This is a genomic window from Micromonospora violae, assembly GCF_004217135.1.
Lineage (GTDB): Bacteria > Actinomycetota > Actinomycetes > Mycobacteriales > Micromonosporaceae > Micromonospora > Micromonospora violae.
On sequence record NZ_SHKK01000001.1, the window covers coordinates 6,593,244 to 6,613,010 of the forward strand.

18 protein-coding genes and 1 pseudogene are annotated in these 19,767 nt (G+C 72.0%); 10 read left to right on the plus strand and 9 right to left on the minus strand.

Annotated features, from left to right (window positions below):
- Window position 1 precedes the first annotated feature (1 nt).
- The 3 genes and pseudogenes from EV382_RS29945 to EV382_RS29955 all read right to left on the minus strand — a co-directional run.
- On the minus strand, window positions 2-1,264 hold the full coding sequence (locus EV382_RS29945) for an acetyl-CoA C-acetyltransferase (RefSeq protein WP_130407398.1): 1,263 nt from the start codon (window positions 1,262-1,264) through the stop codon (window positions 2-4).
- A gap of 79 nt (window positions 1,265-1,343) precedes the next feature.
- Window positions 1,344-2,156: an SGNH/GDSL hydrolase family protein gene (locus EV382_RS29950; protein WP_130407400.1), complete on the minus strand. Its 813-nt coding sequence runs from the start codon at window positions 2,154-2,156 to the stop codon at window positions 1,344-1,346.
- Window positions 2,142-3,202 (minus strand): annotated as a pseudogene (locus EV382_RS29955) (SGNH/GDSL hydrolase family protein); the annotation flags it as partial. The pseudogene EV382_RS29955 and the gene EV382_RS29950, both read right to left, overlap by 15 nt.
- Window positions 3,203-3,352: 150 nt before the next feature.
- On the opposite strand from EV382_RS29955, the gene EV382_RS29960 reads away from it, so the two are divergent.
- Entirely contained in the window at window positions 3,353-3,709 is a 357-nt protein-coding gene (locus EV382_RS29960) for a YkvA family protein (protein WP_130407404.1), read from the plus strand.
- 72 nt (window positions 3,710-3,781) lie between these two features.
- Entirely contained in the window at window positions 3,782-5,152 is a 1,371-nt protein-coding gene (locus EV382_RS29965) for a cystathionine beta-synthase (RefSeq protein ID WP_130407406.1), read from the plus strand.
- A 249-nt stretch (window positions 5,153-5,401) separates the two neighbouring features.
- Here EV382_RS29965 and EV382_RS29970 read toward each other — a convergent pair whose 3' ends face one another.
- Together EV382_RS29970 and EV382_RS29975 are read right to left on the minus strand one after the other, a co-directional pair.
- Entirely contained in the window at window positions 5,402-5,911 is a 510-nt protein-coding gene (locus EV382_RS29970) for a GNAT family N-acetyltransferase (RefSeq protein ID WP_130407408.1), read from the minus strand.
- Window positions 5,908-6,837: a ribonuclease Z gene (locus tag EV382_RS29975; RefSeq protein ID WP_130407410.1), complete on the minus strand. Its 930-nt coding sequence runs from the start codon at window positions 6,835-6,837 to the stop codon at window positions 5,908-5,910. The genes EV382_RS29970 and EV382_RS29975 overlap by 4 nt, the downstream gene beginning before the upstream one ends.
- Before the next feature lie 778 nt (window positions 6,838-7,615).
- On the opposite strand from EV382_RS29975, the gene EV382_RS29980 reads away from it, so the two are divergent.
- Window positions 7,616-7,834, plus strand: a complete 219-nt coding sequence (locus tag EV382_RS29980; RefSeq protein ID WP_244236851.1) for a GntR family transcriptional regulator — start codon at window positions 7,616-7,618, stop codon at window positions 7,832-7,834.
- Window positions 7,835-8,208: 374 nt separating this feature from the next.
- Here EV382_RS29980 and msrA read toward each other — a convergent pair whose 3' ends face one another.
- Window positions 8,209-8,871, minus strand: a complete 663-nt coding sequence (gene msrA, locus EV382_RS29985; protein WP_130407414.1) for a peptide-methionine (S)-S-oxide reductase MsrA — start codon at window positions 8,869-8,871, stop codon at window positions 8,209-8,211.
- Between the two features lie 76 nt (window positions 8,872-8,947).
- Window positions 8,948-9,370 carry an HIT family protein gene (locus EV382_RS29990; RefSeq protein WP_130407416.1) on the minus strand — a complete coding sequence of 141 codons (423 nt, stop codon included), beginning with the start codon at window positions 9,368-9,370 and terminating at the stop codon, window positions 8,948-8,950.
- Window positions 9,371-9,468: 98 nt separating this feature from the next.
- Between EV382_RS29990 and EV382_RS29995 the strand changes: the two genes are divergently transcribed.
- From EV382_RS29995 to ilvA, 4 genes are all read left to right on the plus strand, one after another.
- Window positions 9,469-10,611: a cystathionine gamma-synthase gene (locus tag EV382_RS29995; protein ID WP_130407418.1), complete on the plus strand. Its 1,143-nt coding sequence runs from the start codon at window positions 9,469-9,471 to the stop codon at window positions 10,609-10,611.
- Window positions 10,612-10,624: 13 nt separating this feature from the next.
- Entirely contained in the window at window positions 10,625-12,034 is a 1,410-nt protein-coding gene (locus EV382_RS30000) for an amidase (RefSeq protein ID WP_130407420.1), read from the plus strand.
- Between the two features lie 72 nt (window positions 12,035-12,106).
- The gene (locus tag EV382_RS30005; RefSeq protein WP_244236852.1) at window positions 12,107-13,012 is read left to right on the plus strand and encodes a DUF4328 domain-containing protein; all 906 of its coding nucleotides are present in this window, start codon (window positions 12,107-12,109) and stop codon (window positions 13,010-13,012) included.
- Between the two features lie 212 nt (window positions 13,013-13,224).
- Window positions 13,225-14,445 carry a threonine ammonia-lyase gene (gene ilvA / locus EV382_RS30010; protein WP_130407424.1) on the plus strand — a complete coding sequence of 407 codons (1,221 nt, stop codon included), beginning with the start codon at window positions 13,225-13,227 and terminating at the stop codon, window positions 14,443-14,445.
- Between the two features lie 76 nt (window positions 14,446-14,521).
- Here ilvA and greA read toward each other — a convergent pair whose 3' ends face one another.
- Both greA and EV382_RS30020 read right to left on the minus strand, forming a co-directional pair.
- On the minus strand, window positions 14,522-15,019 hold the full coding sequence (greA, locus tag EV382_RS30015; protein WP_130407426.1) for a transcription elongation factor GreA: 498 nt from the start codon (window positions 15,017-15,019) through the stop codon (window positions 14,522-14,524).
- A gap of 157 nt (window positions 15,020-15,176) precedes the next feature.
- Entirely contained in the window at window positions 15,177-15,617 is a 441-nt protein-coding gene (locus tag EV382_RS30020) for a DUF4307 domain-containing protein (protein ID WP_130407428.1), read from the minus strand.
- Window positions 15,618-15,820: 203 nt separating this feature from the next.
- Here EV382_RS30020 and mca point away from each other — a divergent pair, with 203 nt between their 5' ends.
- The 3 genes from mca to EV382_RS30035 all read left to right on the plus strand — a co-directional run bounded on the left by mca (window position 15,821) and on the right by EV382_RS30035 (window position 19,755).
- Window positions 15,821-16,702 carry a mycothiol conjugate amidase Mca gene (mca, locus tag EV382_RS30025; RefSeq protein ID WP_130407430.1) on the plus strand — a complete coding sequence of 294 codons (882 nt, stop codon included), beginning with the start codon at window positions 15,821-15,823 and terminating at the stop codon, window positions 16,700-16,702.
- Between the two features lie 48 nt (window positions 16,703-16,750).
- Window positions 16,751-17,044 carry a hypothetical protein gene (locus EV382_RS30030; RefSeq protein ID WP_130407432.1) on the plus strand — a complete coding sequence of 98 codons (294 nt, stop codon included), beginning with the start codon at window positions 16,751-16,753 and terminating at the stop codon, window positions 17,042-17,044.
- Window positions 17,045-17,223: 179 nt separating this feature from the next.
- Window positions 17,224-19,755: a putative bifunctional diguanylate cyclase/phosphodiesterase gene (locus tag EV382_RS30035; RefSeq protein ID WP_130407434.1), complete on the plus strand. Its 2,532-nt coding sequence runs from the start codon at window positions 17,224-17,226 to the stop codon at window positions 19,753-19,755.
- Window positions 19,756-19,767 lie beyond the last annotated feature (12 nt).

Below are 19,767 nucleotides of genomic sequence, written 5' to 3' on the forward strand. Positions count from 1 at the left end.
CTCAGCTGAGCCGTTCGAGCACCATGGCCATGCCCTGGCCGCCGCCCACGCACATGGTCTCCAGGCCGATGGTCTTGTCGTGCCACTCCAGGGCGTTGAGCAGGGTGCCGGTGATCCGGGCGCCGGTCATGCCGAACGGGTGGCCGACGGCGATGGCCCCGCCCATCACGTTCAGCTTCTCCTCCGGGATGCCCAGTTGGCGGTAGGAGGGGATGACCTGCGCGGCGAACGCCTCGTTGATCTCGACGAGGTCGACGTCGTCGATGGTCATACCGGCTCGGCGCAGTGCCTGCCGGGACGCCTCGACCGGCCCGAGACCCATGATCTCCGGCGACAGACCGGTCACACCGGTCGACACGATCCGGGCCAGCGGGGTGAGCCCGAGCTCCTCGGCCCGCTGGGCGCTCATCACCACCACGGCGGCCGCGCCGTCGTTGAGCGGGCAGCAGTTGCCGGCGGTGATCCGACCGTCCGGGCGGAACACCGGCTTCAGACCGGCGACCGCGTCGAGGGTGACGCCGGCCCGGGGCCCGTCGTCGGTGCTCACCACGGTGCCGTCCGGCGTGGTGACCGGGGTGATCTCCCGGGCCCAGAAACCGTCGGCGATGGCCTTCTCGGCGAGGTTCTGGCTGCGTACGCCGAACTCGTCCATGTCGGCGCGGGTGATGTCGTACACCTGGGCCAGGTTCTCCGCGGTCTGCCCCATGCTCAGGTAGATGTCGGGCAGCTCACCGACCTCGCGCGGGTCGGTCCACACCTCGGCGCCGCCCTGCGCGCGGCGCGTCGAACGCTCGCTGGCCGACGCGAAGCGCGGGTTCTCCCAGCCGCCGCCGACCAGGGCCTGCGCCTCGGGTGGCAGCCCGTCGGAGCTGCCTCGGGCGTAGCGGGAGACCATCTCCACCCCGGCGGAGACGAACACGTCGCCCTCACCGGCCCGGATCGCGTGCATCGCCATCCGGGTGGTCTGCAACGAGGAGGCGCAGTAGCGGGTCAGCGTGGCACCGGGGACAGTGTCCAGACCGAGGAGGGTGGAGACCACCCGGGCCATGTTGAAGCCCTGCTCACCGCCGGGCAGGCCGCACCCGAGGTAGAGGTCGTCGATGGTGGTCGGATCGAGCGCGGGGATCTTGTCCAGTGCGGCCTGGACGATGGTCGCGGCGAGGTCGTCGGGGCGGACATCGCGCAGGGACCCCTTGTGCGCCCGGCCGATGGGGGAGCGGGCGGTGGCGACGATGACGGCGTCGCGGGACGACTCAATCGGCATGGACCAACGTTAACCCGCCGGTAACTTCGCGCGGAAGAAGCGTGCCCGGCGGGAAATGTCACCCCTGACCGGGGACGATCTAGCGCCGGGTCGTGGCCGCCGCCGCCGCGGCGATGGCGGGCAGCAACGCGTGCGCCCACACCCGGTAGCCGTCGGCGGAGGGGTGGAAGCCGTCCTGGCAGAGCGTGCCGGCGTCGGCCCGGAACACCGGCCCGGTCTCGGTGGCCAAATCGACCACCGAGCCGCCCGCCTCCAGCACGGCCGTGGTCTGCGCGCGGGCCACCCGACGCCCGGACCACCCGACCACCTGGCGCAGCGGAGGCGCGATGGCACGCACCGCGCCGAGGTCGGGGCAGGTGCCCACCACCACCTCGACGCGCGCCTCCCGCAGCCGGTGCACCGCCGCGCCCAGGTAGGCCGCCGCGTCGGAGGGTCGGCGCAGCCCGGTGGCGTCGTTCGCGCCGATCAGGATCAACGCCACGTCGGGCCGCTCCCCGAGCAGGGCCCGGGCAACCTGCGTGGCGAGGTCCGTCGAGCGGGACCCGGAGACGCCGACGCTGGACAGCTGCACCCGGCGGCCGGCCGGGCCCTCGGCGAGCAGGTGGGCCAACTGCCCGCCGATCGTGTCTTCCAGACGGTCGACACCGACGCCCAGCGCCGACGAGTCGCCGAGCAGCACCAGCCGCAGCGGAGGAGCGCCCGCCCGGCCGATCGTGGCGCGCAGCGCCAGGCCCAGCTCCGGTTGGGCGTAGCGTCGGTGCCGGGCGACGAACGCCTCACCGGCGAGGACGGCGGCACCCCCGACAGTGCCGGCGAGCAGCGAGAACGCCGCTGCCCGACCCAACCGGCCGGCGAGGCCGGAGGCCACGCTCCGTGCGCTGCGCTCGTTCATGCCAGTTCCTCCACTGTCGAGGTGTCCGACGCGGGCCCGTCCTGCGGCACCGCGCCGACACCGAAGAACGCCCGTCGGCGCAGCTGCGCCCACCGGCCGGCGGGCCCTCGGTCGCGGCCCCGGACCTGGACGCCGCTCACCTCCGTGCCAGCGTGTCGAGCCGCTTCCTGCGCGGCCTCCGGCAGCGACCGTACGCCGTCGCCGCCGACCCGTGTGGCCCGTCGTTCCGGGGTCGCGCCGAGGGCGGAGAGCATCGTCGGCAGGAGCGCGGCGGCGGCCATCGCGTACCCCTCGGCGGAGGGGTGGAACCGGTCCCAGGCGAACATCCGGGTCGGCTCGGCCGCGAACCGGGGCCCGAGCAGGTCACCGAGGGAGACCGTCCAGCCGCCCGCCTCGACCACGGCCACCGTCTGGGCCGCCGCGAGCTGCCGGCTCCACCGGTGCGCCAGCCAGCGCAGCGGTGGCTGGATGGGGCGGATCGCGCCCAGGTCGGGGCACGTCCCGACGACCACCTCACACCCCGCGTCACGCAGGGTGTGCACCGCCTCGACCAGGTAGCGGACCGCCAGGCCGCGCGGGGTGCGGTTGGTGATGTCGTTGCCACCGATGAGGATCACCGCGATGTCGGGTCGGCACTCCAACGCCGCCTCCACCTGGTGGCGCAGGGCCGCCGAGATGGCACCGACCACCGCGAAGCGGTGCAGCTGCACCGGCCGGTGCAGGCGACGGGACAGGCCGGTGGCGAGCAGCGCCCCGGGCGTCTCCCGACGGCGGTGCACCCCGTAGCCCGCCGCCGACGAGTCGCCGAGCACGACCATGGTGAGCGCCGGACCGGGGAACTTCGCGCCGTACATCCCATCGCAGCGCGGCGGCGGCGCCTCGGCCATCGGGATGGTCCGTCGCGCCTGGCGGGCCTGGCCGAGCAGCACCCCGCCGGTCGCCACCGCGGCCGCCGCGGTGGCACCCGTCCCGATGGCTGCCAGCCGGACGAACCGCCGGGCCTGCCGCCAGCGCTCACCGGGTACGACGGAATCTGCCATCCCCATACCGCGACATTATCGCGCGGGCCCGACACACCGCTGTCGTCGTGACGGCACCCGGGTGCCTGGAAACCGACGCGACGGGGTACCTGGGTTCCCGAGGCCGGCCGACTTGCGCCGACCCGCCACGCTGATCCGGCGGAGAGGAGCACGACGATGGGTAAGACACTGAAGCGCAGCGCGGCGTTCGCGGCCCTGGCCCGGGCCCTGACGGCCGGGGCGCGCAACGGGCCGTCGATCGGCACGCGGTTGGCCGCGCTGCCCCGGATGATCCGAGCCACCACCAAGGGGGAGTACGACGGCGGCCTTCGGCTGGCCCTGATGACCGCGGCGACGGCGTACATCGTCTCGCCGATCGACCTGCTCCCGGAGATCCCACTGGCGATCTTCGGGCTGGCCGACGACGCGGTCATGGTCACCTGGTTGGCCGGCAGCGTGCTCGCCGAGACCGATCGCTTCCTGGAGTGGGAGGCCCGCCGCAGCTCCGTCATCCCCGGGGGGCTGGTGCCCTGACGGCACGTACGCTGGGCGACGAGGAACCGTCTTCCCGGCCGCCACCGTCGGCGCCGCAACGAAGGGCACACCGTGCAGTACTACGACAACGTCGTCGACATGATCGGAAACACCCCGCTGGTGCGTCTGCGTAACGTCACCGAGGGCATCCAGGCCACCGTGCTGGCCAAGGTGGAGTACGTCAATCCGGGTGGCTCGGTGAAGGACCGGATCGCGCTGCGGATGGTGGAGGACGCCGAGGCCGCCGGCCTGCTGAAGCCCGGCGGCACCATCGTCGAGCCGACCAGCGGCAACACCGGCGTGGGGCTGGCCCTGGTGGCTCAGCTCAAGGGCTACCGGTGTGTCTTCGTCTGCCCGGACAAGGTCAGCCAGGACAAGCAGGACGTGCTCCGGGCGTACGGCGCCGAGGTGGTGGTCTGCCCGACCGCCGTCGCGCCGGAGGACCCGCGCTCGTACTACAACGTCTCCGACCGGCTGACCCGGGAGATCCCCGGTGCCTGGAAGCCCAACCAGTACAGCAACCCGGCGAACCCGCGCTCGCACTACGAGACGACCGGCCCGGAGCTGTGGAAGCAGACCGACGGCGGGCTCACCCACTTCGTGGCCGGCGTCGGCACCGGCGGCACCATCTCCGGCATCGGCCGGTACCTCAAGGAGGCCTCCGAGGGTCGGGTTCGGGTCGTCGGGGCGGACCCGGAAGGCTCGGTCTACTCCGGCGGCACCGGCCGGCCGTACCTGGTGGAGGGCGTCGGCGAGGACTTCTGGCCGGAGACCTACGACCGGGGTGTCGCCGACGAGATCGTGGAGGTCTCCGACAAGGCGTCCTTCGAGATGACCCGGCGACTGGCCCGCGAGGAGGGGCTGCTGGTCGGCGGTTCCTGCGGCATGGCGGTGGTCGCCGCCCTGGAGGTCGCCCGTCGGGCCGGCCCGGACGACGTGGTGGTGGTGCTGCTGCCCGACGGCGGCCGAGGCTACCTCTCGAAGATCTTCAACGACTCGTGGATGGCACGGTACGGCTTCCTCGACAACTCCGGTGCCGAGCCGACGGTGGCCGACGCGCTGGCCAGCAAACCGGGCGGGCTGCCCGAACTGGTGCACGTGCACCCGACCGAGACGGTCCGCGACGCGATCGACTACATGCGCGAGTACGGCGTCTCGCAGCTGCCGGTGCTCAAGGCCGAGCCGCCCGTGGTGACCGGCGAGGTAGCCGGCTCGATCGCCGAGCGGGACCTGCTCGACGCGCTGTTCACCGGCCAGGCCCACCTGCACGACACGATCGAGCGGCACATGGGCGACCCACTGCCGATGATCGGTGGCGGTCAGCCGGTGAGCGAGGCTGTCGGCCTGCTGGAGAAGTCCGACGCCGCGCTGGTCCTGGTCGACGGCAAGCCCAAGGGCGTCCTCACCCGCCAGGACCTCCTATCCCACCTCGGCGCCCACTGAAAGCTCCCACCCCCGCCCCACCCGCCGCCGTTCCGCCTGCCCGGCCTCGCTCGGCCCCACCCCGCCCGACCTCGCCTGGTCGATCAAGGAGTTGTGGTGGTGTGCAATACGGACACCCGTGCCGAAAGCGCCCACCACAACTCCATGATCGACGAGGGCGGGCGGGGCGCGGGCGGGGCGCGGTCGGGCCGGGGGCGGGCGGGGATCGGCGCGGACGGGGGCAGGCGCGGGCGGGGGCCGGGGGGGCGATTAGAGGGGGCGGGTGTAGCGGAGTTGGGGGGTTTGGGCTGATCCGATCGCCTCTTCTCGCTCGGCGCCGGTCGGGGTCCAGCCGCCGCGTTCGTAGAACGAGCGGGCGTGGGCATTGCCGCGCAGCACCCAGAGCGCGGCGCGCCGCCAGCCCCGTGCCCGCATGGCGTCCAGCGCGTCCACCATCAGGGTCCGGCCGACACCGCGGCCCTGCTCGGCCGGGTCGAGGTGAATCGCGTTGAGCAGCCCGGTGGCCGGGTCGTCCTCGTCGTCCGGCCCCAGGTGGCTGAAGCCGGCCAACCTCCCGCCGCGCTCGGCCACGGTCATCCGGTGGGTGTCCCGTTCCCAGACCCACCGTTCGACCCAGTACCGCCCCATCGCCTCCGGTGTCGGGTCGGCCAACGCGTCGGCGGGCAGGAAGCCGGAGTACGCGGCGACCCGGGAGCGCTGGTGCAGGGCGCCCACCGCCATCAGGTCATGTTCGGTTGCGGAGCGGAGCGTGATCGTCACTCGTTCGAGGCTACTCGGCGCGGTGGGAGCTGCACGGTGCTGAGGTCCTCGGCGATGATCAGTTCACCGTCGAAGTGGGTGCGCGCCTCGTCGTGGAACAGGCGCGGGTCGGGGTAGCGCTGGGAAAAGTGGGTGAGCACGAGTCGGCGTACCCCGGACTCGGTCGCCACCCGGGCGGCCTGCGCCGCGGTCAGGTGGCCGACCTCGGCGGCGAGCGCGGCCTCCGACTCCAGGAAGGTCGACTCGATGACCAGCAGGTCGGCGTGCTCGGCGAGGGCGTACACCCCGTCGCAGAGGCCGGTGTCCATCACGAACGCGAACCGCTGCCCCGGTCGGGGCACGCTCACCTCGGCCCGGGTGACGCGGCGTCCGTCGACGTCCAAGTGCCCGACGCGGATCAGCTCGCCGACGGCTGGCCCGGTGATGCCGTACGCGGCCAGCTTCTCCGGCAGCATCCGGTGCCCGTCCGGCTCGACCAGCCGGTAGCCGTACGTCTCGATGGGGTGCCGGAGCCGGCGTGCCTCCAGCGTGCCGCAGCGCAGGGCGACCTGTTGCCCGTCGGCCTCGATGGGCTCGACCAGCAGCTCCGCGGTCTCGTAGAAGGAGGTGGCGTGCCGCAACCGGGCGAAGTATTCGGCGCCGCCGGCCGGGAAGTGCACGGCGACCGGGTGCGGCACCCGGTCCAGGGACAGTCGCTGGATGGTGCCGGGCAGGCCGAGGCAGTGGTCGCCGTGGAAGTGGGTGACGCAGATCCGGGTCAGGTCGGTGGCGGTGACCGTGGTGTGCAGGAGTTGACGCTGGCTGCCCTCGCCCGGGTCGAAGAGGATCACCTCGTCGTCCCAGCGCAGCACGTACCCGTTGTGGTTGCGCTGACGGGTCGGCGCCTGGCTGGCCGTCCCCAGCACCACCAGTTCGCGCATGGACATCGCCACTCCTGCGGATATGGAGCGACCCCCGGGGCGCTCCGCGCTCGCGCGCGGGCCGGCTGGACTTGGCCGGCACCCCGGGGGTCGGGTGGCTGTCGTGGATTCGCCGCACCGCTGCCACACGGTCTCGACGATGGTGCTGGTGTCCGCCTGTTGGCGGACCGATCACTGTCGAGGACAGCGGCTAGCTGACAGCCACCTCACGAGTCCGATTGCTATACAAGTCTGGACCACCTCCTTTCACGTGTACGGCCACGCTATCGAGTTCCCGGGGGGCTCTGCAACGGATTTCGATCACAGGGTCAGAGGGGAATGTTCGGCCAGCTCAGCGGCGTCGCATGGCAGGGCAAACGCCGCGAGAGCGGCCCCCGCCCGGGCTAGGGTGCCGGCCGTAGCTGCGTCCGAGGGCAGCGTTCCTGGTGGTCACCGACGACCTCGGCAATCTCGCCGGGTGTCGTGGCTGTGTCTATCCGTAGCGCCCGCCAGCATTTGCCGCACGTAACTCGGCCGGTGACGACGATGGTCCATCTCGACACTTCCAGCTCAATTGGCACCCGTGCCGGCTGATCGCCCTCGGCCCGCGCACTGAACATCGCTACTCCTTGCCATATGAGGGGCGCCCGCATGATCGCCGAGACCGGCGGACGCCCCTTGGGCGCAGCGACGGGCACCGATCCCAGATCCACTACCCACCGCGCATACCGAGATTAATGCCAGTAGTGCCAGTAAGGCAATGGGTGTAAGTAGTCCCCACTGTGGGTAGGCGCAGCCTGTGTGCGTGCCGATACCCCACACTGCGCATGAGATCGAGGCTGATCTGCTGCGGCGCATCGGCGCTGGCGAGTTTCGGCGCGGGCAGCGCCTCCCGACGTACGACGCGCTGGCCGATGAATACGGCTCGGCCCGGCGCACTGTGGCGCGCGCCGTTGAGGGGTTGAAAGCGCGGGGGATCGTGGTCGGCGTCCGGGGGTCGGGCGTGTACGTCGCTGAGACGTAGAGAACGCCGCCCGGACTATCGTTGGCGGATGGCAGGCGAGACGCGCGCAGAGCGGTTGACACTCATTTCCGAGGTGCGCCCGGGCGGCGGTGCACCGCTGGTTTTGCGGCGGCCCGTGCTTGTCCAGCCGGGGCAGCGCTACTGGCTTGACGCGGACACCTCGGCGCTCATCGTGGAAGACGCGACCGGTGGCAGGTGCTCGTCTCCGTGCGCGTACGAGACCGGCCCAGACGCACCACGCTGATAGCCGTTCCGGGGCGAGCAGGGACAGCCGTCGGTGGGAGCAGTGCTCTTGCTGGCGACGATGCCACCGAGATGAGAACAAGGCCACCGGGTGCGAAACCCAGTGGCCTTGCCAGTTGACGCAATGGTGGTCAGCCGCCGACGCGGGCGACGCCGACCGGGCAGCTCAGCCCGTTCGGGCCGTGGTTGCAGTAGCCGTTCGGGTTCTTCGTCGGCGCGAGGTACTGCTGGTGGTAGTCCTCGGCGAAGTAGTAGCTGCCGAGCGGGGCGATCTCGGTGGTGATCTCGCCCTTGCCGGCCCGCGCCACGATCGGCTGGAACGCGTCCCGGGACGACTCCGCGATGGTCCGCTGCTCGTCGGTGGTCGTGTAGATCGCCGAGCGGTACTGGGTGCCCACGTCGTTGCCCTGGCGCATGCCCTGGGTCGGGTCGTGGTTCTCCCAGAAGACCTTCAGCAGATCCTCATAGTTGATCTTGCTGGGGTCGTACACCACCTGGACGACCTCGGCGTGCCCGGTGCGGCCGGAGCACGTCTCCTCGTACGTCGGGTTCTTGGTGAAGCCACCCGCGTAGCCGGCGGAGGTGGTGTAGACGCCCGGCAGCGTCCAGAACAGCCGCTCAGCGCCCCAGAAACAGCCCATGCCGAAGACCGCGACCTGAAGGCCCTCGGGGAACGGGCCCTTCAGCGGGGTGCCCAGCACCTCGTGGCGGTCGGCGACCGGCATGGCGATCGGACGGCCCGGCAGGGCCTGGTCGGGCGAGACCATCTCGGCGTTCATACGGCGCAAAAACACGGTGGGGATCTCCTCTCGTACCTCTCCCAGCGTGTAACACCGGAGGGTCCTGCTTCCTTACCCGCGCGACCGGGAGTCAGGCCCCGCCCGCAAGCGCCGTCGCGACCCGGTCCGCGTACGTCCGCGCCTCGGTGTCGTCGGCGTAGCGGGTGCGCGGCCAGAAGAAGCCACGCAACCCGTCGCCCCTGGTCCGTGGGACCACATGGGTGTGCAGGTGCGGCACGGATTGGGACACCTTGTTGTTCATCGCCACGAACGTCCCACCGGCACCGAGAGCGGTCTCCACCGCCCCCGCCAGCCGCTGCACCATGGCGAAGTAGCCGGGCAGCAGATCGGCCGGCAACTCGGCCAGGGTCACCAGGTGCACCCGGGGCACCACCAGCACGTGCCCCTTGAACACCGGCCGGGTGTCCAGGAACGCCACCCCGTCCGGGGTGTCAGCCACCCGGAACGCCGGCACCTCGCCCCGCACGATCCCGCAGAACACGCAGCCGCTCATCCGGCCAGGCTATGCCGCCGGCCCCGGACGGTCCGGCCCCCACCCTGGAGCGCGGGTTCCGTTCCAGCCCGCCTCGGCGGGGCACTAGCCTCACCAGAATGAGTCACGGCTTCGAGACGCTCGCCATCCACGCCGGTCAGGATCCTGAGGCCCGCACCGGCGCGGTGATCCCACCGATCTACCAGACCAGCACGTACGCCCAGGACGCCGTCGGCGCGCCTCGCCTCGGCTACGAGTACAGCCGCTCGGGCAACCCGACCCGGGACGCGCTCCAGGAGTGCCTGGCGGCGCTGGAGGGTGGGTCGGTGGGGCTCGCCTTCGCCAGCGGTCTGGCGGCGGAGGACACCCTGCTGCGGGCCGTCTGCCAGCCCGGTGACCACGTGGTGATCCCGGACGACGCGTACGGCGGCACGTACCGGCTCTTCGCCCGCGTCGCCCAGCGCTGGGGTCTGGAGTTCACCCCGGCGAAGGTCTCCGACCCGGCCGCGATCCGGGCGGCCGTCCAGCCCGGCCGTACGAAGATCATCTGGTTGGAGACGCCGACCAACCCGCTGCTCGGCATCGCCGACATCGCCGCCCTGGCCGCCGTGGCACACGAGGCGGGCGCCCTGCTGGTGGTGGACAACACCTTCGCCTCGCCGTACCTCCAGCAGCCGATCGCGCACGGCGCGGACGTGGTGGTGCACTCCACCACCAAGTACATCGGTGGACACTCCGACGTGGTCGGTGGCGCGCTCGTGGTCGCCGACGCCGCGCTCGGCGAGGAACTGCGCTACCACCAGAACGCCATGGGCGCGATCAACGGCCCGTTCGACGCCTGGCTCACCCTGCGCGGCATCAAGACCCTCGGGGTACGCATGGACCGGCACTGCGACAACGCCGAGCGGCTCGCGGCGTACCTCGACGGGCACGCCAAGGTCGCCCAGGTGATCTATCCGGGGCTGCCCTCGCACCCCGGTCACGAGGTGGCCGCCAAGCAGATGCGCCGGTTCGGCGGCATGATCTCGTTCCGCGCCACCGGTGGCGAGGAGCACGCCGTGGACATCTGCAACCGGACCAAGCTCTTCGTGCTCGCCGAGTCGCTGGGCGGCGTGGAATCCCTGATCGAGCACCCGGGTCGGATGACACACGCAAGTGCTGCCGGCTCGCCGCTTGAAGTTCCCGGCGATCTCGTGCGACTGTCTGTCGGCATCGAGACGGTCGACGACCTACTCGCCGATCTGGAGCAGGCGCTGGGCTGACCGCTGGGGAAGGATGGCCGTGCAGGACATCATGGCGACCTGGGTCGGAGCGACCGCCAAGCAGATCGCCCGAGGCGTACGCCGAGGCGACGTCTCGGCGACCCAGGTCGTCGCCGACCACCTCGAGTACATCTCCCGAACCGACCGTGAGCTGGCCGCGTTCCGCGCCGTGCGCGGCGGCGAGGCGATCACCGAGGCGGAGAAGGTCGACGAGCAGGAGGACCTGGCCAACCTGCCGCTGGCCGGGGTCCCGGTGGCGGTCAAGGAGAACACCCCGGTCGCCGGCCTGCCCACCTGGAACGGGTCGGCCGCCGCCCGCACCGACGTCGCGGAGGCCGACCACGAGGTGGTGCGTCGGCTGCGCGGCGCCGGTGCGGTGATCCTCGGCGTGACCCGGATGCCGGAGCTGGGGCTGTGGGCACTCACCGACGACGACAGCGCGGTGACCCGCAACCCGTGGGACAGCACGCGTACGCCCGGTGGGTCCTCGGGTGGTTCGGCCGCCGCGGTCGCCGCCGGGTTGGTGCCGATCGCGCACGCCAACGACGGTCTCGGCTCGATCCGGATTCCCGCGGCCTGCTGCGGACTCGTCGGGCTCAAGCCCGGCCGGGGTGTGGTCCCCTGCCAGCTCGGGGCGGACGACTGGTTCGGCCTCACCGAGCACGGCATGCTGACCAGCACGGTCGCCGACGCGGCGGTCAGCTTCTCGGTCCTCGCCGGCCGGCGTCCCGAGAAGTTGGTCCCCCCGCAGCGACTGCGGGTGGGCGTCTCCCTGCGCTCCCCGGTGCGCGGTGTCGCACCGGACGAGCCCAACCGGGACGCGGTCGCCGCCGCCGGTCGGCTCCTCGCCGCCACCGGGCACGACACGGTGCCCGCCGATCCGGTCTACCCCACCGCGCTCGGCCTCCAGGGCATCGCCACCTGGTTCGCCGCCGCCGCCACCGACGTCCGGGCCTCCGGTCTGGACCGGCGTGGGCTGCAACGGCGTACCCGCCGGCACGTCGCGCTGGGCGAGTGGGCGCAGCGTCGCGGCTACGTGCGGGAGGCGGACCGGACCGCCTGGCGGCAACGGTCGGTCGACTTCTTCACCGACCACTCGGTCGACCTGCTGCTCACCCCGGCGCTGGCCAGCGCGCCACCGGAGGCGGCCCGCTGGTCGGAGCGGTCCTGGCGGGCGAACATGACAGCCAATATCCGGTACGCCCCGTACGCCGCCCCCTGGAACATCGCCGGCCTGCCGGCGGTCGTCGTGCCGGTCGGCCGTCGCCCGGACGGCCTGCCGGTCGCCGTCCAACTGGTCGGTCCGCCCGGCTCGGAGCTGCTGCTGCTCGGTGTGGCCGGCCAGTTTGAGATGGCCGCACCGTGGACGCGGCACGCCCCCGGCTATCCCCGGATCGGAACGGGGTCGCCGGCCGCCGCATGATCCTTTACGGTGTGCGCGCACCGTCGCGCGGACCGGGGGACACCAATGCGCTGCCAGACCTGCGGGGACGCCATGTCCCCCGAAAACCAGTACTGCCCGCGGTGCTTCACGCCGCTCGGCCAACCCGCCGTCACGCCAGGGCTGCCGACCTACCGGGTACGCGGGATCGGCCTGGCGGCGATCGTCGCCGTCGGCGCCACCGCCGTGCTCTACCTGGCGGTGGTGCTGTCCTCGCTGGTCGGCATGGTGCTGGCCCAGCGGGCCATGGCCAACGAGGACCCGGATCTGATCAGCCTCGCGGCGATCATCGTCGCGGTAATGGCGCTGATCATGACGGTGGTACACCTCACCGCCGCCGTACTGGTGATCATTTGGACCTGGCGGGCCCGCAAGAACACCGACGCCTTCCCCGGAGCCGAGCCGGCCTTCGGGCCCGGCTGGGCGATCGCCGGCTGGCTGGTGCCCTTCGCGAACTTCGTGGTGCCGGCCCGGGTCGTGGCGGCAGTGGCCCGGGACAGCCTCTGGCGGCGGGCCACCCCAGCGCTCGTGGTCGTCTGGTGGTGCTCCTGGCTGGTGTTCAGCGTCGGTGAGCGGCTCGCCAGCCGCGCCGACGACCGGGCGTACGAGAAGCTGCCGGAGACCTTGTTCGACGATGCCAGCTACCAGGCGTACGCCGACCTGTACCAGGACTCCCTGCTGCGCAGCACGCTGCCCGCGCTGGGCTGTGTGATCGCGGCGGTGACGCTGATCCTGCTGATCCAACGGATCTCCACTGCCCAGGAGGCCCGGATCGCCAGCGCCACTCCGCAGTGGCCGACCGGCCCGGTCTGGCCGGCCCAGACCTGGCCCACCGCTCCGGCGGCCCAGCCCGCTCCGGCGGCCCAGCCTGCTCCGGCGGCCCAGCCTGCTCCGGCGGCCCAGCCTGCTCCGGCGGCCCAGCCTGCTCCGGAGGTGCCGGGGCTCGCACCAACGTCGTGATCCACTCGGGATTCTTGAAGTCGCGGTGTCCGGGCGGCGCGGACACCGCGTTTTTCAGGATCCCGAGTGGATCAACCCGGTCCGGTCCCCCGCACCCCGGTCGGCCCGCGCCCCGGTCGGCCCGCGTCCCGGTCGCCCGCGCCTCGGTCGGCGCGCGCCCGGTTGGCCTGGCCCGTGGCTTGGTCGGGGAGCGCGGGTGGCACGATCGGGGCATGACGGAACTGGTCGGTCTCGACGACGTGCGGGCCGCACGGGAGTTGCTCGCTGGCGTCACCCGCACCACCCCGCTGGAGCCCTCCCGCCCGCTCAGCGCGGCACTGGGCGGGCCGACGTGGCTCAAGTGCGAGAACGTGCAGCGCGCCGGCTCGTACAAGGTGCGGGGCGCGTACGTGCGGATCTCCCGGCTGTCGGCGGCGGAGCGGGAGCGCGGTGTGGTCGCGGCGAGCGCGGGCAACCACGCGCAGGGCGTGGCCCTCGCTGCCGGCCTGGTCGGCACGCACGCCACCGTCTTCATGCCGGTCAACGCGCCGCTGCCGAAGGTCGCCGCCACCAAGGGGTACGGCGCGCAGGTCGAGTTGGCCGGGAACACCGTCGACGAGTCGCTGGTCGCGGCGCACACGTACGCCGAGCGCACCGGCGCGGTGCTGATCCACCCGTTCGACCACCGCGATGTGATCGCCGGGCAGGGCACGGTGGCGCTGGAGATCCTCGAACAGTGCCCGGACGTGAAGACGATCATCACCGGGGTGGGCGGCGGCGGTCTGATCTCGGGCATGGCGGTGGCCGCGAAGGCGTTGCGCCCGGACGTACGGATCATTGGCGTGCAGGCGGCCGGCGCGGCGGCGTTCCCACCCTCACTCGTGGCCGGTGAACCGGTCCGGCTGCCCGTCTTCTCCACCATCGCCGACGGCATCGCGGTCGGGCGGCCGGGGGAGATCACCTTCACCCACGTACGCAAGCTGGTCGACGAGATCGTCACCGTCTCCGAGGAGGACATCTCCCGGGCCCTGCTGATGCTGCTGGAGCGCGGCAAGCAGGTGGTCGAGCCGGCCGGGGCAGTCGGCGTCGCCGCGCTGCTGGCGGGCGTGGTGGAGGTGGAGACGCCGGCGGTCGCGGTGCTCTCCGGCGGCAACATCGACCCGTTGCTGATGCTGCGGGTGATCGAGCACGGGTTGGCCGCGGCGGGTCGCTATCTGCGGGTGACCGTCCGCTGTTCGGACCGGCCGGGGCAACTGGCGTCACTGCTCAGTCAGATCGCCGAGCACCGGGCCAATGTGGTGGACGTGGAGCACCAGCGGGCCAACCCGCACCTCGGTCTCGGCGAGGTGGAGGTCGCGCTGTCGGTGGAGACCCGGGGCGTCGAGCACTCGGACACCCTGATCAGTGCCCTGCGCGCCAGCGGCTACCAGGTGGTCTTCGCGGCCGAGGCGTGACACCGGTGGGTGCCACGCCTCGGGTGCGCGGTGTTGCGGAGCAGGTGCCGTCGTCGGTTGGCCCGGCCAGCGATGGTCAGCCGGCGAACGGCTCGAAGCTGACCACGGTCACCTTGATGTCGGCGCCACTGGGGGCCGTGTAGGTGCAGGTCTGCCCGGCTCGGCCGCCCAGGATCGCCTTGCCGAGCGCGGACTCGGGGCTGTAGACGGTCATGTCGGTCGTGGCGGCGATCTCCCGGGACCCGAGCAGGAACGTCTCGGTGTCGGTGGTGTCGTCGTCGAAGTAGATCGTCACGACCATGCCCGGCGACACCGCGTCGGCGGTCGGAGCCGCGCCGACCTTCGCGGTGCGCAGCAGCTCCTGCAGGTAGCGGATGCGACCCTCGGCCTTGCCCTGCTCCTCGCGGGCGGCGTGGTAGCCACCGTTCTCACGCAGGTCGCCCTCCTCGCGCCGGGCGTTGATCTCGGCGGCGATCGCCGGACGGTTGGCGATGTGCTCGTCGAGCTCGGCCTGGAGGCGGTCGTACGCGTCCTGCGACAGCCAGGTGGCGGGCGCCTCGTTGCCAGTGGACACAGGCGTTCTCCTCAGTTGTGCGTGGCTGGCTGACAGGTGAACTACCAAGTTACCAGTGCGGTACGACACACCGTGTCGGCCATCACCGCCGTTGTCCGTACCCGGGACCCCCGGCGGGCGCTTGGTCAGCCCCGTTCGTCGGTGCTGTTCGGGCAGCTCAGGAGGGTGGTCGGCAGCGCAGGACCTCACCGATGAACGGCCGCGCGGTGGTGGCCAGTCGGTGCCGGGCCGTGACGTGACGGTCGCCGGGATCGGCGGTCACGGTGACCTCTTCGCGGGCCACTTCGGCACCGGACCGGTCCCGGGCACGCAGCACGCACACGGCCGATCCGCCCGGCGGGACGGTCACCCGAAAGTCGACGAGCACCTGGTTGTCCGTGATGTCGGTGTACGTGATCACTTGGGCGTCGTAGGCCGGGTCGCCGTACTGGCGGTAGAGCCGGACGGAGATCACGGTCAGCGTCGCCACGAGCGCCAGCAGCGCCAGCGCGGCCAGCAGCGTACGGCGGCGCTTACCGCCCGGCGCCCGACGGCGGCCGTAGCGCCCGGCCGGGAATACCGGCGCGCCTGGTGAAATTGTGGCGTGCGTCTCGGTCACCGGCGGGTATCTCCTGGCGTTGTTGTCGGCGGCATCGGCAAGAATGGCAGAGCCCCATCTTCCCACCCGGTGCAGCGGCAGGAATGGCAGGTCATGCCCGACGCTGGTGGCCGGCGGCAGGGTGTGGTGAGGAGAGATCCCGGCAGGTCAGCCGGTCGAGTCCGGTCGGGTCAACCGTCCGGCACAGACGAGGAGCGCCGAAGTTGGCAGAGCAACTGCGTCTCATGGCCGTGCACGCGCACCCGGACGACGAATCGAGCAAGGGCGCGGCGACGACGGCGAAATATGTCGCCCAGGGGGTGAACGTCCTGGTCGTGACGTGCACGGGCGGTGAGCGCGGGAGCGTGCTCAACCCCAAGCTCGACCGGCCCGACGTATGGGCCAACATCGGCGAGATCCGGCGTGCCGAGATGGACGCCGCCCGGGCCATCCTCGGCATCGACCAGGCCTGGCTGGGCTTCGTCGACTCGGGCCTGCCCGAGGGCGACCCGCTGCCGCCGCTGCCCGAGGGCTGCTTCGCCCTCCAGGACGTCGAGGTCGCCGCGCGGCCGCTGGTGCGGCTGATGCGCGAGTTCCGTCCGCACGTGGTGACCACGTACGACGAAGAGGGTGGCTACCCGCACCCGGACCACATCATGTGCCACAAGGTGAGCGTGGCCGCGTTCGAAGCGGCCGGCGACCCGGAGCGCTACCCGGAGCTGGGCGCGCCCTGGCAGCCGCTGAAGCTCTACTACGACATCGGTTTCTCCAAGGGCAAGATCATGGCCCTGCACGAGGGCATGCTCGCCGCCGGTCTGGAGTCGCCCTACGAGGAGTGGCTCAAGCGGTGGGAGGACCGGCCCGACAAGGGCCCCCGAATCACCACCCGGGTGGAGTGCGCCGAATACTTCCCGGTCCGCGACGACGCGCTGCGCGCCCACGCGACCCAGGTCGACCCGGACGGCTTCTGGTTCCACGTGCCGATGGAGCTCCAGCAGCGCGCCTGGCCGACGGAGGATTACGAGCTGGCCCGCTCAATGGTCGACAGCCCGCTGCCCGAGTCTGATCTCTTCGCGGGTGTGCGGGAGACGGCGCACGCGCGCTGATTCCCGGCGGGGCTACCCTGGTTACCAACCGCACATCGGAGGAACGCCATGCTGACCGCTGCCCAGGTGCTCGCGGAGAACAACTTCGGGGACACCCGCACGGGTGGTCTGGCCGGGCCGATGGGCCTCTTCCTCATCCTGCTGCTGGCCACCGCGACCATCCTGCTGATCCGCAACATGAACGCTCGGCTGCGCCGCCTACCGGACCGTTTCCCCCAGCAATCCGGGGCGATCGATCCGACCAGGGCCGATGCGGCAGTCGTCGATCCGACAGACGGGACCGGCGGACGTGATTCATCCACGCCTGCTCCCAACGGGCACCAGCAGCACCTGAACGGGTAGTCCGCGCATGAATCACGCCGAACCGGGTGGTCGCCCCCTGTTGCGACCACCCGGTTTGGCTTAGCCTTCCGCCGGGGGGACCAAAAGTCTCCGAGCCGTGTGCGGGAGGGGGCGCCGATGATCAGCACAGCACCGGGCGCCCGCCGCGACGTCGGTCGGCCGGCTGACGGGGGAGGTCGATGACCTCCGGTCCGGCCGGCGACCCGTTCGATCGGCTCGGGGTGCGTGGCACACCGGGCCGGCTGCTCGTGCTCACCGCCGCCGTCACGCTGACCGCCCTGGCCGCCGCCGGGGTCGGGTTGACCCTCCCGGTCCGGTTGCCGGCCGACGACCCGCTCGGCGGTCCGGCCCGCTTCGGCATCGCCGTCGCCGTCCTGGCCCTCGCCCAGCTCGCCCGGCTACGGTTCCGCTCGGCCGCCGGCATGGTCAGCATCACCTGGGGCGAGGCGGCCCTGATCGTCTGCCTCTACCTCACTCCGGCCGGCTGGGTCCCGTCCGCCACGCTGCTCGGCACCGGGCTGGCCTGGACGATGCTGTCCCTGCGCAACGACCGCCGTCCGGCCCTGGAGATCGTCCGGATCGCCGCGTCGCTGGCCGCCGCGTCGGCGCTGGCCGTCTCCGTGACCACCGCGCTCGGGCGGCCACTGCTCTCTCCTCCCACCCCGATGCTGGCGCTGGCCGTGATCGCCGGTTCGGTGACGTACCTCCTGGTGACCGCCTGGCTGAGCGGGGTGACCCTGGGTCTGCGGCACGGGCTGCCGATCGGGCCACCGCTGCTCGCCGCGCTGCGCGGCAAGCTGCTGATGTTCGTTGGCAACGTGGCGGTCGGCCTGGTGGTGGTCGCGCTGCTGGAGCTCGACCCGCGCTGGTTGCTGTTGCTACCGCCGCTGCTGTGGCTGCTCCAGCAGACCTACCGTTACCGGCTGCGCTCCGATCAGGAGCGCCGCACCTGGCGTGCCTTCGCCGAGGCCACCGCGGCCCTCAACCAGCTCGACGAGCGGGGCGTGGCGAGCGCTGCCGTCACCGGGGCGCTGACGCTGTTCAACGCCGAACTGGTGGACGTCGACGTGGCCCGGGCCGATGGCCGGTGGCACCGCTACCGGGGCGACGCCAGCGGCCAGCTGGTCGACCGGGAGACGAGCCCACCGGACCAGTCGGAGCCGGACGAGCACGAGCTGAGCCGAGCGCTGTCGGTCGGCGCCGCGCCGGTCGGTCGGCTGCGGGTGCGGTTCCCCCGCTCAGCCCCGCCGACGGCCCGGGAACGCGACGCGGTGGCCGCCTTCGGCGACGCGCTCGCCGCGGCGCTGCACGACGCCGCGACCCACCACGAGCTGCGGGTGGTGACCGCCCGTTCGTCGTACGAGGCGGTGCACGACCCGCTCACCGGGCTCGCCAACCGGGCGGCGATGCTGAGCAAGGGCGACCAGTCGCTGCGTCAGCTCAGCCACGATCACCCGGTGGCGCTGCTGCTGCTGGACATCAACCAGTTCAAGGAAGTCAACGACACCCTCGGCCACGCGGCCGGTGATCAGCTGCTCCGGCTCACCGCGAGCCGACTCAACGCGCTGGTCCGCACCGGTGACCTGCTCGGCCGACTCGGCGGCGACGAGTTCGCCCTGCTGCTCACTGCGGTGCCGGTGCTCGGCGACCGGGCCGCCCCGATGGCCCACGCGTTGCGTCAGGCCCGCGAGATCGCCGAGAGGTTGGCCGCGCCGACCGAGGTCGCCGGCGTACGGATGTCCATCGAGGTCTCGGTCGGGGTGGTGGTGGCCGCCGCTGGTACCGCGGACCTGACCGAACTGCTGCGGCGGGCCGACATCGCGATGTACCAGGCCAAGGAGGGCGGCGGCAACGTCGCCGCGTACGACGGCACCCGCGACGCGGCCAGCACTGACCAGCTCGCCCTGCTGGCCGAGCTACGTGAGGCGTTGACGGTCGATGACCAGTTGGTGCTGGCACTACAGCCGGCGGTCGACCTCGCCACGGGTGCGCCCACCGGGGTGGAGGCGCTGATCCGCTGGCAGCACCCCCGGCGTGGGTGGCTGAACCCGGCCGACTTCATCCGGCCGGTGGAGAACAGCGAGCAGCTGGGCACCTTCACCCGGTACGTGCTGGACAAGGCGCTCAGCGTGGCCGCCGGTTGGGCTCGGGAGGGGTTGGACGTTCCGATCTCGGTCAACCTCTCGGCGCGTAGCCTGCTCGACCCCCGGCTGCCGACGGAGATCGCCGACGCGCTGCGCCGCCACCAGGTGCCGCCGCACCGGCTCGTTCTTGAGATCACCGAGACGGTGGTGATGAGCGAGCTGGAGGTCATCGACGAGGTGTTGGCGACGCTGCGGTCGATGGGCGTGCAACTCGCTGTCGACGACTTCGGCACCGGCTTCTCGTCGCTGACCTTCCTCACCCGGATCGCGGTGGACGAGTTGAAGGTGGACCGCTCCTTCGTCATCCGAATGACCGACTCGCCGGAGGCCGCCGCGATCGTCCGGACGACCGTGGGCCTCGCGCACGAGTTGGGGCTGCGGGTGGTCGCCGAAGGGGTCGAGACCGCCGAGCAGCGGATGGCCCTGGCCGAGCTGGGTTGTACCTCCGCCCAGGGGTACCACTTCTTCAAGCCGATGCCGGCGGACAAGATCGGCGCGGTGTTGGGGTCGCTGCGCGACTCGGCGGAGTCGAACGTGTTCCGGCTCCGCGCCGACGGCGCTTCCTGACCGTCCGGGTGG

Excerpts from the sequence above, each read along its gene's own strand:
- EV382_RS29945 (WP_130407398.1), bottom strand. The coding sequence starts at position 1,264 with ATGCCGATTGAGTCGTCCCGCGACGCCGTCATCGTCGCCACCGCCCGC.
- EV382_RS29950 (WP_130407400.1), bottom strand. The coding sequence starts at position 2,156 with ATGAACGAGCGCAGCGCACGGAGCGTGGCCTCCGGCCTCGCCGGCCGG.
- EV382_RS29960 (WP_130407404.1), top strand. The coding sequence starts at position 3,353 with ATGGGTAAGACACTGAAGCGCAGCGCGGCGTTCGCGGCCCTGGCCCGG.
- EV382_RS29975 (WP_130407410.1), bottom strand. The coding sequence starts at position 6,837 with ATGTCCATGCGCGAACTGGTGGTGCTGGGGACGGCCAGCCAGGCGCCG.
- EV382_RS29990 (WP_130407416.1), bottom strand. The coding sequence starts at position 9,370 with ATGAGCGGCTGCGTGTTCTGCGGGATCGTGCGGGGCGAGGTGCCGGCG.
- EV382_RS29995 (WP_130407418.1), top strand. The coding sequence starts at position 9,469 with ATGAGTCACGGCTTCGAGACGCTCGCCATCCACGCCGGTCAGGATCCT.
- EV382_RS30000 (WP_130407420.1), top strand. The coding sequence starts at position 10,625 with ATGGCCGTGCAGGACATCATGGCGACCTGGGTCGGAGCGACCGCCAAG.
- EV382_RS30005 (WP_244236852.1), top strand. The coding sequence starts at position 12,107 with ATGTCCCCCGAAAACCAGTACTGCCCGCGGTGCTTCACGCCGCTCGGC.
- ilvA (WP_130407424.1), top strand. The coding sequence starts at position 13,225 with ATGACGGAACTGGTCGGTCTCGACGACGTGCGGGCCGCACGGGAGTTG.
- EV382_RS30030 (WP_130407432.1), top strand. The coding sequence starts at position 16,751 with ATGCTGACCGCTGCCCAGGTGCTCGCGGAGAACAACTTCGGGGACACC.
- EV382_RS30035 (WP_130407434.1), top strand. The coding sequence starts at position 17,224 with ATGACCTCCGGTCCGGCCGGCGACCCGTTCGATCGGCTCGGGGTGCGT.